Raw genomic sequence first — 12782 nt, 5'->3', positions numbered from 1 at the left:
GCAGGCTACCGCGGCGGTGGCGCAGGCCAACGTTCCCGTGACAGTGCCATACTGGCGACCTGCGCGTAGTCGCCGAGAATGCCGGTCAGCGTGTTGAGAAACGTGCCCTTGCCGTTGGCGCCGGTGCCGTAGAGGAAGAACAGCGCGTGCTCGCGGGTACTGCCGGTCAAGCCGTAGCCGGCGACCCGGGCGAGGAACGCCTGCAGGTCCACGTCGCCGCCGGTGACCTCATCGAGGAAACGTCGCCAGCGCGGGCATTGCGAGTCGGCAGCAGCGACGGCGGTGATCTTCGAGAGGAGAGCGCCGCGGTCGTGTCGTCCCATCTTGCCGGTGCGCAGGTCGATGATCCCCTTGGGCGTGTTCAGCGCCCACGGGTCGACATCCCAATCCTCGTGGGCGGTCGCATGGCGGGGATCGGCACGCGCCAGGTTGACGACGGCCGCCACTGTCTTGGCGCTGGCGATGCCGGCGCCGATCCGCGCCGCCGCTTTCTCGTCGTCGATACCGCGCAGCGCTCCGGCGCAATGGTCGCGGCAGAGCCGACGCGCCAGGGTGAACACCCGCCGCTTGACGTCCTCGCGCCAGCGGCCGGCCCGCCATTCCGACCAACGGCCGAAGAACTCGCAGTAACGCAGATCGTCGGCATGCCGCTCCGAGAACGCCAGCGTCAGCGCTTCGTCGCAGTAAGGGACCAGCGCATCCCTCGGGACGTCCTCCGACCCCCCGGCCGCCTGCGGCTGCCAAGCCGGCGACGAATCGGCCAGCGCCAGGAGTGCCGCTGCGTCACCGCCGCCATCGAGCCAGTCGGAGACGTCGCCGCCCGGCGGCAGATCCGGTAGGCCGACGATGCGGATGCTGTCGGCGACGCCTTCGAGCGCGGCGGCGACCTTGTGCGCATGGTTGCGGCCGGCAGCGTCGTTGTCCGGCAGGATGCAGACCGTACGGCCGGCAAACGCCGGGGTGAGCGCCTCGGGCCAGGTGTTGGCCCCGCCAGCGTTGCAGGTAGCGACCAAGCCCAGGCTGGCCAGGCGGTCGGCGTCCTTCTCGCCCTCGACGACGAACACCGGGACGTCGAGGGCGGCGCCCAGCAGTTCCGGCAGTCGGTAGGGCACCTGGCGGATGCCGCGCACTCGCCAGCTCCAGCCGCCGCGGCCATCCGGACAGCGCTGGCGGAAGGTCTTCGGCGCATAGCGCACCACCTGGAACAGCACGGCACCGGTCTCGTCGCGGTAGTCGTAGGTGGCGACGATCCGCCGACGCGGCGACGAGCGCCGCTCGACATCGAGCCCCAACTCACCGGCCGCCTGCTCGGCGGCGTCCCGCCGCGACAGGCCGGTGCATCGCACGACGAGGTCGAGCGCGCCGCCGCCCTGCTTCTGCTCGTGGTCGTACCATCGCCCGCGGCGGGCGCCGGCGATCTCCACCGCCAGGCTGCCGTTGCGCCCGAAGCGCAGCTGGTTGCGCGTCGATAGCGCCCGGTTCGGCTCGCCAAGCAGACGCCGGGCGATCTCCTCGATACGCTGGTCGAGCTGCAGACAGAGCTCGGTGAGCAACGCCGACTCGCGTTGCCCGCCTTGCGTGCCGGTCATGAGCGGCTGCGGTGCCGATCGGCGCCCCTTTCTGTTCTAGAGTGCATGGCGGACGATCTCCGGGCGCTGGGGGCGGCCCCGGTACCGGCAGGCGCACAAGGCCTGCACGCAGCGCCGGGATCCGCAACCGTAGCATACCGGGATTGCAATTAAGAATAAAGTCCTATATACAGCATCCGGCTACCGCTTCGCCAGGAGGAACCGCGTTCATGCGTAACGCGCTCGATCCCGACCGCATGACCGCCGAGGAGCGCTTGCGCGAGGTCGGCGAGATCCTGGCAGCCGGGCTGCTGCGCCTGCGCGCGCGACGTCGCGAAGCGCAGGCCGCCGACACCGGAGAGGTTCCCCTGGACTTCGCCGCCCGGCAGAGCGTGCATGGCCGAACCCTTCGTGGACGGAGAAAACGCCATGCAGGATAGTACGTTAGCTCAGGTCGCGGCGCTCCCGGAGAAATCGACGGCCGAGCTGAAGCAGCTGTGGCGCGAGCTCTACGACCGTGAGCCGCCGCCCTACAACCGGCCGTTCCTGGTCAAGCGGCTCGCCTACCGCATCCAGGAACTGGCCTTCGGCGGGCTGTCGGCGCGTGCCGAGGCGAAGCTGCAGGCACTGGTCGAGGAGGAGGATCGGCGGCTGAAGGGCAAACTGCCGGTGCGCAAAGGCGACCGGCCGATCAGCGGCACGCGGCTGATCCGCGAATGGCAGGGTGTCGAGCACTGCGCGACGGTCATCGACGACGGCTTCGAGTATCAGGGCCGGCCGTACAAGTCGCTGTCGGCGATCGCGCGGGCGATTACCGGCACACGCTGGAGTGGGCCCCTCTTCTGGGGTCTGCGCAATCACCGGAGCGCCAAATGAAAGCACCCGTCCGCAAGGTGCGCTGCGCGATTTACACGCGCAAGTCCTCGGAAGAGGGGCTGGAGATGGAGTTCAACTCGCTGGATGCGCAGCGCGAGGCGGGGCTGGCCTACATCCAGAGCCAGAAAAGCGAGGGCTGGATCCTGGTCGGCGATCGCTACGACGACGGCGGCTTCTCCGGCGGAACCATGGAACGCCCGGAGCTGAAGCGCCTGCTGCGCGATGTCGAGGCCGGCGCCGTCGACGTCATCGTCGTCTACAAGGTCGACCGGCTGTCGCGCTCGCTCGGCGACTTCGCCCGCATCGTCGAGGTGTTCGACCGGCACGACGTCTCGTTCGTCAGCGTCACGCAGGCGTTCAACACGACGACGTCGATGGGCCGGCTGACGCTGAACATCCTGCTGTCGTTCGCCCAGTTCGAGCGCGAGGTGATCGGCGAGCGCATCCGCGACAAGTTCGCCGCCTCACGGGCCCGCGGCATGTGGATGGGCGGCATCCCGCCGCTCGGCTACGACGTGGTCGATCGCAAGCTGGTGGTCAACGAGACCGAAGCGGACCTCGTCCGGCTCGTCTTCGACCGGTTCCTGCGGCTCGGCTCGGCGACGAAGCTTGCGCAGGAACTCCGGCGCGCCGGGCACACGACCAAATCCTGGACGACGCAGGATGGCAAGTCTAGGCCGGGCAAGCCGATCGACAAGGGAGCGATCTACAAGATCCTCGGCAATCGCACTTACCTCGGCGAGGCGGTTCACAAGGGGACGAGCCACCCCGGCGAGCACCAAGCGATCATTGATCAAGGGACCTGGGACAAAGTTCACGCCGTTCTCGCCGACAATCGGGTGGCGCGCGGCAACGGCACACGCGCGCAGACGCCATCGTTGCTGCGCGGCCTGATCTTCGCCCCGGGTGGCCACGCGATGACGCCGTCGCACACCCGCAAGTCCGGCAAGCTCTATCGTTACTACCTCGCCACCGACGCCATCCGCCAGGGCTACGCCGACTGCCCGGTGCGTAGCGTGCCGGCGGCCGAGGTCGAGGAAGCGGTCGTCGCCCAGGTGCGGCACCTGCTGCGCACGCCCGAGATCATCGCCCGGACGTGGTCGGCGACGAAGCGGGAGGGCGACGAACCGATTCCCGAGCGCGAGGTCGTCAAGGCCATCACCGACTTCGCGCCGCTGTGGGACGAGCTGTTCCCGGCCGAGCAGGCGCGCATCGTCCGGTTACTGGTCGAGCGAATCGACCTGTCGGCCGAGGACATGCGGGTCCGGCTACGGACCGATGGGCTGCAGACGCTTGTCGAGGAGCTCCGGTCTCGGAAGGCGAAAGCGGCATGAACTCCAAAGAGACAATGACTGGCGAGAACTGGGAGTTCGACGGCAAGACCATCACCGTCCGCATTCCGATGGCGTGGAAGCGCCGTGGCGGCCGCAAGGTGATCATCGCCCCGGACGGCGGCGACGCCTGGGCGCCGGCGAAGCCACGGCCGGACGAGACCCTGATCCGCGCGATGGCGCGGGCGCAGCGCTGGAAGGCGATGCTGGAAGAGCGCCGATATCGATCGGCTGGCGAGTTGGCCGAAGCCGAGGGCGTCACCCGCAGCTTCGTCAACCGCCTGCTCCGCCTGACGCTGCTGGCGCCGGACATCGTCGAAGCCATCCTGGACGGCCGACAGCCGAAGGCGACGCAGCTGGAGGACCTGACACGGGTGATGCCGAGCACGTGGGCGGAGCAGCGCGAGAGCATTGCGATCGGCCAGTCCGGATGAAGCACCGGGAAACCACTCCGGAGCTGGCCTGTCCGCCAGTCGTTCAGCGAATTGACCGGGCTGGGCGGGGCGGCTTGCAGTAGCGTGGCGGAAGCGCCACCTCGATCTCGGCATTTACCCATAACCGCATGCGACAGTTCCTCGACCGCGCGTCCATGAGTTTCGCTGCCGGCGCTTTCGGCGCCCTGGTCGCCAGCCTGGCGATCTGGGCGGCCGGTGCCTATCACCTCACCGCACGCCTCGGCATCGACATCGCCCCCGGTTTGACGCCGAACTGGCTCTACCCGCGCATCGTCTGGGGCGGCTTATGGGGCTTCTTGTTCATGCTGCCGATGGTGCGAGGACACTGGTGGCTGCGCGGCATCGTTCTCGGTCTCGCGCCGTCGGCGTTTCAATTGCTCTACGTGTTTCCGCATGAGACCGGAGACGGCCTTTTCGGCCTCGGCCTGGGCGCGCTGACGCCGTTGTTCGTGCTCGCGGCCAACGCGATCTGGGGACTTTCCGCGGCGTGGCTGCTGCGCACGACCGGCTGTGCATGATCTCTAGCCTTTACCACTGTGAAAAAAATTCGACGAAGTACCGTGCGTACTTCTCCGGGCGTTCGATGAGCATCGAGTGACCGACGCCGGGCACGACCGTTAGACGGCAATGCGGCATCCCCGCCGCCATCTCCTCCATGTCCTGCTTCGGGATAAACGGATCAAGGGCTCCCCACAGCACGAGGTGCCGATGTTCAATCATCCCTTGTTGATCGCGCAGGCCGCCGGTTCGCCACTGGCGATCGAGATCGGTCGCGGTTCCGAACCAGATGCCGTCGGAAACCTGAAGCGTCCGATCGACGAGCCGCTCGAACAACTGCCTCTGAGCAGAGGTGGTGTGGTCGGCGAACCGCGGCTGCGATGCCGTAGCCAGGGTCTCCGGACGGAACAGCGTCGACGCCGTCAGCGCCAATGTCGCGCGTGTTCTCTCCCGTGACGCCTTCATCGCCTCCAACAGCGCAAAGAGTTCGGCTGGAAAGCGCAGCCCCATGGGGCCGACCGGATCGAGCGCCAGCACCTTGCCGAAGCGCTCCGGCTCCATCAGCAGCATGTAGCTGCTGATAAGACCACCGGTGGAATGGGTGGCGAGATGGCAGCGATCGATGCCAAGGCCGCGAATCGCCGCGAGCATGTCCAGGGCATGCTGTCGGATCGTATAGTTGGAATAGTCGGACAGGGACGCGGGCTTTTCCGAGCCGCCGCAGCCGCGCCAGTCTATGGCGATGACCCGGAAGTTCTGCGAGACGAGGGATGCGACCAGATCAAACCACATGCCGCAGGCGAGATTGCCGTGAATGAACACGACGGTCTCTTCACCAGCGCCCCACATCGCATAGTTCAGCCGGATCTCGCCGATATCGATAAGCATGGCCTGTACTACCAGCTGCCGGGGATCGCCCGCCAGGCAGTGTAGACCGACGTCGTGGCCATCCACATCCCGGAAGTCGGATCCGGGCAGACCGGAGCGACCCCAGCACGGGCGGTCGCAATCGTCGAGTCGGCAGGCAGTGGCCTCCGGCAGGCGGATGCGTCGCAGCCGGGGCATCGGCGTGACGACATGCTGGGGTGGTCGGCGGAAAAGCGACGGCGCCGAACCGGCGAATCTCGCCACGAGCGTCGGCTCGCGGCAATCGATAGCAGACGTCGGTCCGGCGTCAATTTTTCAGCGGGCCGACAACTGCGATAGCGGAGTAGCCCCAAGGCGTATTCCGCCGCATGGCTCGATCGGGTACACTCCTTCGCATGGGGGAAGCATCGCGGGGCACGCCCTTTACCACCAGTGCTGGAGTTTCGATTCCGTAACCCGGAGAGAACGCGGTCGATCTGCCGGCCAGCGCCGCCGCTGAGCGAAATACGCCTGCGGCTGTTCCGCCACCTGCGCGCTGAGCTGACGACCAAGGGCGACGCGGGGTTCTCCGGGAGCGAACGGGGTGACGCCCATTGCAGGCCCATTTTGAGGTAGGGCTGACGCTCTACCGCGAAGAAACGGCTGAAATAACGCCGACGGGGCGCGAAGTTTTAAGGAACAAAAGTGACGAAAGTTTTTGCGGAACACAATGCACCCGAAGGCGCCGCGTCTCAACCAGAGCCTGCGGACCCGTTCGATCTGGATGCCGCGCTACGAGCTTGTCTGCGGCGCGGCGGCGCATCGCCCATCGCCGCGCATCTGATCTGCCTAAAGCGGGATGTTGTTGTCGGCACGACGAAAACGAAGCTCCATTGTTATTTCCTGCCGGTCGATGGCAACGGTCGTATCCGCATGAAGCCTCTGGCCGAGTTTCTTCGGGACCAGATCATAGATTATGCCATTCCACGCAAGACGATTCGGGACGCGATCCAGCAGTTTACCGACACCGGATCGACGGCGGCGATGTCGAACCTCCACGAGCGCGCTCGCCGACTCTTTACCCATCTGGCGACGACCGGTGAAGGCGGAGAGCTGCTCCTGTTCGCGATGGCGGAGGCCCTATTCGACCTCACACAGATCATTTGCAAGATGACGCTCAAGACGTCGACCAGCATGCATTACCACGGATCGGACGGCGTTTACGCCGAAGCGCGGGCTGATGGCGGACTCAACCTCTATTGGGGAGAATCCAAAATCTATGGGGATGCCGCCGCCGCGATTCGGAGCTGTATGGAGTCTCTGGCACCGTTCCTGCGCGAGCCCGAAGGTGAGGACGCGGCCCGTGACCAGGACCTTCTGCTCATCAATGAGTTCGCAAATTTTACGGACGAGCGAGTGATCGCCGCTTTGAAGAAATTTCTGGACAAGAACGATCCCTCGTCGCTTTCAGTGCGCCACTGCGGGTTTGCGCTGTCGGCGTTCGACTGCGACTGCTATCCCGGCTCTGACAACGAAGCAAAGGTAGATGAGCTTGCCGCCGCTATAACGAAACAGTTGAATACATGGGCCAACGCTACTGACGGGCGGGTCTGTCACGAAAAGCTGGAGAAGTTCGACATTCATTTTATCTGCATTCCACTACCTTCGGCAGGTGAATTCCGCTCCTACTTTCTGAGCTTGCTGAGGGTGCAGAATGACTCTTGAAGAGCTGCAATCGTGGATTCTTTCGCCAGAAGGGCTCGCCTACGAGCTGCGAATTCTGTCGCGCTACACAGCGGCCAGGAGCATTGGCGGCCTTTCCGCCACTGACTCCCAGATCCAGGATTACCGTCCAGACTGGAAGCGCCTGCTGTTTGCGGGCAGCGTCCTCTCCGCATCAGATTCTCCTGAGTCAAATGAAATGGCGCTCGCTGTAGCGCAGGCAGGGCTGCTGCATTCGGGCGATCGCCGCGTTGCCGAAGCCAGCGCTACAGTGCTGACGCAGCTCGCAAATCACCGTGCGGTTCGCCTCGCGATCGACAGGAATGTTCTTGCTGAAGAGTTCGACGAGCGGTTCGGCGCTACTGAGCAAATGCTGCTGGCGCGCCGGGAGCTTGTGCAGTCTCTCTCGCCGATCAGAGGCCACGCAATAACCGCTAATAGGTTCCAGAGGAGTTTCTGGGACGAACTCCAGCGCGCCTCTTGGGTTTCTGCTTCCGCGCCAACTGCATGCGGCAAGACCTACCTCGTTCTTCAGTGGCTCCTGAACGAATTCGCCGCCCAGCGGACCAAGCTTGCCGTATTTCTTGCTCCGACAAGAGCGCTCGTAGGAGAGATCGAGCGGGAGCTGCTGGAGATTTCCGCCGCCTATGAGATTGCGGGCCTTCGCGTTGCCTCTTTGCCACTTGCAGCGCTCGGAGACCGGTCACGGCCGACCATTCTCGTGTTCACGCAGGAACGCCTGCATGTCTTCCTTAATGCGATGACCCAGGGTCCGTCCGTGGATATCACGGTCGTCGATGAGGCGCATAAGATCGGGGACGGATTGCGAGGCGTCATACTTCAGGACGCAATCGAGCGCGTTACGCGCTCAAACCCGGACGGCAGGCTCATTTTTCTGAGTCCCTTGACAGTAAACCCTGAAGCGCTGGTTGAGGACGCACCCGCAGGACTGGCTACCGCTGTCGTTCCGAACGCCACCTCCACCGTCACGCAGAACCTCATTATCGCCGAGCAGATGCCGCGTCACTCGGATCAGTGGCAACTTCTGCTTCGACAGGGCGGCGTTACAGAACCTCTCGGCGTCGTCAGGCTCCATGCAAAACCCGACACCGACATCAAGCGGCTGTCCTACCTTGCGCTTGCGGTTGGCCGCAATCAGACCGGCACCCTTGTTTACGCGAACCGCCCTGCCGATGCCGAGAAGATCGCCTGGCAGATATATGGTGCCCTTGGCGCTCCATCGGCTGATGTCGATCCCGAACTTAAAGACCTTTCGGACTTTGCAAGAGACACTATCCATCCCGACTTTCAGCTCGTGGAGCTGGCACGCCGGGGCGTGGCGTTTCACTACGGGAACATGCCGACCCTGCTGCGGTCAGAAATCGAGCGCCTCTTCAAAGATGGACAAATTCGATTTCTCGTGTGCACGTCAACTCTGGTCGAAGGCGTTAATCTCGCCTGCAGAACGATTGTCGCGAGAGGCCCGAAAAAGGGGCAAAAAACCCCGATGGCTCCGCACGACTTCTGGAACCTTGCTGGCAGGGCAGGCCGCTGGGGGCAGGATTTCAGTGGAAATATCATTTGCATAGACGTGAACCGCCCGAAACTCTGGCCTCACGGCGTGCCGGAGCGGGCTCGCTATCCAATCAACCGCGAGACAGATGTTGTTCTGACACGTCCCCAGCCGATGCTCGATTACTTGGAAGCGAGGAGCGGGATGCAGCCCTCGGCCGTCAACCCCTCGCTTGAGCAGGTCACGGCTTATCTGCTGGCGTGGCGCGCCCGCGAAGGAAGCTTTCTTTCAGCTCCGTCGGCTGCGCGCCTGCCCGCCCCTTACGCTCAAGCGCTGGATGAAAGGTTAGGGGCGCTCCTAGCACAAATTGACCTTCCTGCCCGCCTCATATCGCGCCATCCGGGCGTCAGTGCCGCTGCGTTGCAGAGCCTGCTGAACTATTTTCGAAGTCGCAAAAAGCCGGTTGAGGAGCTGCTGCCGTCCAGTCCAGAGAGCGACGACGCTCATCCTAGGCTCGTCGCGACTTTCCACCGTATCAACCAGAACGTCTATCCCGCATTCTTTCCCGCGAGTGCAATTCCGATCCACGCGCTCGTTACTGTTGAATGGATGCGCGGCCTTCCGCTAGGCCAAATCATCCGGCGGCGCATTGCATATCTTGAGAAGCATAATCGCCAATACAAAATCCCTGTTGTCATCAGAGACACAATGCGTGATGTAGAGGAGGTCGCGCGCTTTCGCGCTCCAAAGTACCTTGCTGCCTATCTCGACGTCCTTAAGCAGCATCTGGACGAGACAGGGAAATCAGAGCTGTTCCCTGAAGAGCTGAGGTTTGACCTGTTTCTCGAATTTGGGGTAGCTACTCAAACCCTGCTATCTCTAATCGGGCTCGGACTCTCACGGACAAGCGCGGTCGCGCTCAACGAGTTTCTTGCAGACGATAGGTTGGCCGAGAGTGCCGTGTTTGAGTGGCTCCAGACGAGGAGGTGGCAAACACTCGACGTTCCGGCGATTGTGAAGCGCGAGGTGGAGATTATGTTGGCGCGCCGCACGCCGCTGGTGGCCCAATAAAGATCTGACTGCGCCGTGAGGCTTTCCGGCGGATGCGGACTTTACCCTAATCCGCCAGACGCTGTCTGATATCGCAATCTTCGGCGTCCGCTACCCGATCCCCGAAACTGACGCTCCTGGGATCGAGCGTGGGCACGCGGGCCGACCAGTCTGTCGCAAAGCGGAAGCGGGCAGTTCCTGTCGGGTGCGTTATCGGGGCATACGCTGTTTCCACAGGGGCCGCTACTTCCCTGTCGGTCCATCGACGCGCGACCAGAAGCTGGACTTTCGTGGATGTCGCTGGCGCAGGCCGAGTGCGTACTCGGCATGCGGTTGGTGCCCCTGCCAGTCGATGACCAGGGGCGCGAGCGCTGCGCACGACAGCAGATGACGCGAGGCGTGGCCGTAGCGTTGCGAGCGTCCGCGATCGAGGGTGAAGTCGATCATGCGGCGATAGAGCAGGGACGCCGCCAGCGGCTCCTTGTTCTCCAGCCGTTCGGCTGCCGGCGTCAGCGTCCACCAGCCGTTGCCGTCGATGCCGTCGAACTTGACCCGCACCAGAGCCCCCGCTCGTCGCAGGTCGGGCCAGGCCGTCAGAAAAGCGAGCGCCCCCTGAACGTCCGGGTGGGTGGCGACCAGATCGAGCGCTTCTTCCTCCTTGTCTACGTCGGCGAAGTCCGAGAGCCGCTTCAGGTACGCTCGCAGCGGTTCGACGCGCAGTCCGCGCTCGAATTCGCTCCAGCGCAGCGCCTGCGCCTCCTCGCCGCGGCCGAGCGCGTCGAGAACGATGATCCGCAGGTCGGCGAGCTCGGTGGCGTTCTTCGCCGGGTTGGGCTCGGCCGCGGTGAGGGCGGCAAGAGCGTCCGCGGGGCGACCTGCGTCGAGCAGCCGTCGCGCCATTCCGGCATCGTCGCAGACGCGGGGACCCATCCGCTGCTGGGCCGCGCAGTAGCCGTCGACGTCGCCTGCCGCGTCGGCCACGTCGGCGAGCGCGCGGGCCAACCGCCAGGCGTCGAGGCGACCGCGGGCCGACGTCTCGTCTTGCGCCGCGTCCGACGGACGGCGCGCGAGATCGGCTTCGATCCACGATTTCAGCGTCGCACGTCGCTGCGGCTTGAGGCCTTTGGCAAGCGCGGCGACGAGGCCATCGGCGACGCCGTAATCGTCGGCGAGGTAGAGCGCATATCCTCGCCGCACCAACTCCTCGATCGCCGGACCCGGCGGGGTACGCTCGATCAGCGCCGCCACCGCCGCGCACGCCGTCTGGAATTGATCGCCGATGGTGCCGTTGTCATCGCTTCGCTCGAAGACCGACGGCGCGAGGGCGATGAAGTCGAGCATGCGCGCGAGCGCTCCAGCCGGGTCGAGATCGGCCAGCGGTCCGGCGATGGCATCGACAAGCGCGCCGAGATCGCGGGCAAACGCCATCCGCTGGCGATAGTCGACGAACGCGGTGCTTCGCCGCAAACTGCGGATCTGCTGGTCGATCTCGGCCGCGGCCGCAGCGGCATCGATGCGGCTCGCGACCGCGATGCGCACGCTGCGCATCAGCGCCGGGTCATACTCCGCCGCCTCCAGCAGCAGCGCCGCCAGCCGCTCCGCCCCCAGTGCCGCTACCGCCGCCGGGGTAAGTTTCTTCGCCTTCGCCATGCCGCGTCACGGCTCCGGCGACGCGGGCGATGATGCGAACATCTCTTGAAACAGCGAACGGGCGCGCTCCAGCCCCTCGTCGGTGAACATCACCGACTTCGCCTTGCCGACCGGATCGGAGATCAAACCTTTAGCGTATAGCCGGTCGAGGGTGTTCCAGTCGAACGACTTCCAGGCGCGCCGACCATCGTGCAGGCCCAACAGCAGCAGCGCCAGCACGGCGTCGTCGATACGGTTGTCGTCGATGTCCATGGCGTCATGAGAATAGCATGAGCGCGCTCGACAGGGGCAGAGGGTTATCAGCCTCGACAGCCCGGCCGCCTCGGCGCCACGCCCACGGTCCAGGAGAGCAAGCTCGCGAGATTTTCTGCCGCTTCGTCGTGATCGAGGTCGACGGCGGCAATCCCATCCGGAACATTTGCAGAACGCTTCACATGGCAATTGCTCGCTCGAAACAGTACTCAGCCGCCGGCCCTGCAACCCATTGAGAGCGCTGGGATCGTTAGCTGAGTACTGAACGGGCGCAGTTCCCAGCTTTCAGAGAACGGGGCTAAAGAGAGAACGCCAGGGGCCTCGGTTGGGCGGCATGGTTCTCAGGGGCGGCGGCAAACGCCTTTGAAACAACGCGTTTTTCCGGCTTGTGGATCGGCTGAGAGAGCGTTCCGGGGAGAGTGACTGGCGGAGCGAAGCGAGCCCGGATCCAAACGTCTCTGTTTTTATGCTTTGTTTTCAATGCGTTGCGAGCGATACGTTCCGCCTTCTCGTTCATTGCCGGACGAAGGCTGCGCTCGGAGGACTCGGCGGTCAAACGGAACAGCCTCGCCGGAAGCGAGCTTTCGCTCGTCCGAGATTCTTGAACCGCATTCTGTCAATCGGCGATACCGCCGAACGGCTTGATAAGACGATCGCCGCCAGCTGCCATCTCGGTGACAAGACGGCCGAACCGGAGGCCGAAGATCTGATCCCCGATGTCCTCGAATCTTCGGCCACGTGCTTCTGGGCGGCGCACGCGGCCATTGGCGCGTCGAGCGCACAGAGGCATCTTCGTAGAAGCTTAATGAGCTCGATGACGTCCCTCTCTCGCCAGATTTGTCTGCTGACCCGGCTGCGGCGAAAAGAACTCGAAAGCGACTGTGTCGGCAAGGTCATGAACGGCCTTGACGATCGTTTGTGACAACCGGCTCGGCCTCGGCCGCGTCCAGATCGGCCAAGCCCATACCCGGATGATCAGAGAGCTGGAAACCCAAGCGGTGGCCCTATAGACGACCCGTTT

Annotated in this window: 12 protein-coding genes; 8 read left to right on the top strand and 4 right to left on the bottom strand. The window is 64.4% G+C overall.

Going from position 1 to position 12782, the window contains the following annotated elements:
* Positions 1 to 5: 5 nt before the first annotated feature.
* Positions 6 to 1589 (bottom strand): hypothetical protein, encoded by a 1584-nt coding sequence (locus IPK66_15620; GenBank protein ID MBK8176635.1) that lies wholly within the window; start codon positions 1587 to 1589, stop codon positions 6 to 8.
* A 209-nt stretch (positions 1590 to 1798) separates the two neighbouring features.
* On the opposite strand from IPK66_15620, the gene IPK66_15615 reads away from it, so the two are divergent.
* The 5 genes from IPK66_15615 to IPK66_15595 all read left to right on the top strand — a co-directional run bounded on the left by IPK66_15615 (position 1799) and on the right by IPK66_15595 (position 4748).
* Entirely contained in the window at positions 1799 to 2008 is a 210-nt protein-coding gene (locus IPK66_15615; protein ID MBK8176634.1) for a hypothetical protein, read from the top strand.
* Entirely contained in the window at positions 1998 to 2444 is a 447-nt protein-coding gene (locus IPK66_15610) for a DUF2924 domain-containing protein (protein MBK8176633.1), read from the top strand. The genes IPK66_15615 and IPK66_15610 overlap by 11 nt, the downstream gene beginning before the upstream one ends.
* Positions 2441 to 3778, top strand: coding sequence for a recombinase family protein (locus tag IPK66_15605; protein MBK8176632.1), 1338 nt, complete (start codon positions 2441 to 2443; stop codon positions 3776 to 3778). Before IPK66_15610 ends, IPK66_15605 begins: the two co-directional genes overlap by 4 nt.
* Before the next feature lie 14 nt (positions 3779 to 3792).
* Positions 3793 to 4209 (top strand): hypothetical protein, encoded by a 417-nt coding sequence (locus IPK66_15600; protein MBK8176631.1) that lies wholly within the window; start codon positions 3793 to 3795, stop codon positions 4207 to 4209.
* 128 nt (positions 4210 to 4337) lie between these two features.
* Positions 4338 to 4748: a hypothetical protein gene (locus tag IPK66_15595; GenBank protein ID MBK8176630.1), complete on the top strand. Its 411-nt coding sequence runs from the start codon at positions 4338 to 4340 to the stop codon at positions 4746 to 4748.
* A 10-nt stretch (positions 4749 to 4758) separates the two neighbouring features.
* Here IPK66_15595 and IPK66_15590 read toward each other — a convergent pair whose 3' ends face one another.
* Positions 4759 to 5616, bottom strand: a complete 858-nt coding sequence (locus IPK66_15590) for an alpha/beta hydrolase (GenBank protein ID MBK8176629.1) — start codon at positions 5614 to 5616, stop codon at positions 4759 to 4761.
* Positions 5617 to 6279: 663 nt separating this feature from the next.
* Here IPK66_15590 and IPK66_15585 point away from each other — a divergent pair.
* Entirely contained in the window at positions 6280 to 7299 is a 1020-nt protein-coding gene (locus IPK66_15585; GenBank protein ID MBK8176628.1) for a DUF1837 domain-containing protein, read from the top strand.
* Positions 7289 to 9880, top strand: a complete 2592-nt coding sequence (locus IPK66_15580; GenBank protein ID MBK8176627.1) for a DEAD/DEAH box helicase — start codon at positions 7289 to 7291, stop codon at positions 9878 to 9880. Before IPK66_15585 ends, IPK66_15580 begins: the two co-directional genes overlap by 11 nt.
* A 222-nt stretch (positions 9881 to 10102) precedes the next feature.
* Here IPK66_15580 and IPK66_15575 read toward each other — a convergent pair whose 3' ends face one another.
* Together IPK66_15575 and IPK66_15570 are read right to left on the bottom strand one after the other, a co-directional pair.
* Positions 10103 to 11509, bottom strand: a complete 1407-nt coding sequence (locus IPK66_15575; protein ID MBK8176626.1) for a hypothetical protein — start codon at positions 11507 to 11509, stop codon at positions 10103 to 10105.
* Between the two features lie 6 nt (positions 11510 to 11515).
* Positions 11516 to 11761, bottom strand: a complete 246-nt coding sequence (locus tag IPK66_15570; protein MBK8176625.1) for a hypothetical protein — start codon at positions 11759 to 11761, stop codon at positions 11516 to 11518.
* 601 nt (positions 11762 to 12362) lie between these two features.
* Between IPK66_15570 and IPK66_15565 the strand changes: the two genes are divergently transcribed.
* Complete coding sequence (locus tag IPK66_15565) at positions 12363 to 12683, top strand: hypothetical protein (GenBank protein ID MBK8176624.1); 321 nt, start codon at positions 12363 to 12365, stop codon at positions 12681 to 12683.
* Positions 12684 to 12782: the final 99 nt, after the last annotated feature.

Source organism: Rhodospirillales bacterium (assembly GCA_016712595.1).
Lineage (GTDB): Bacteria > Pseudomonadota > Alphaproteobacteria > Rhodospirillales > Defluviicoccaceae > Defluviicoccus.
This window is presented reverse-complemented; position numbering and strand designations above follow the sequence as displayed.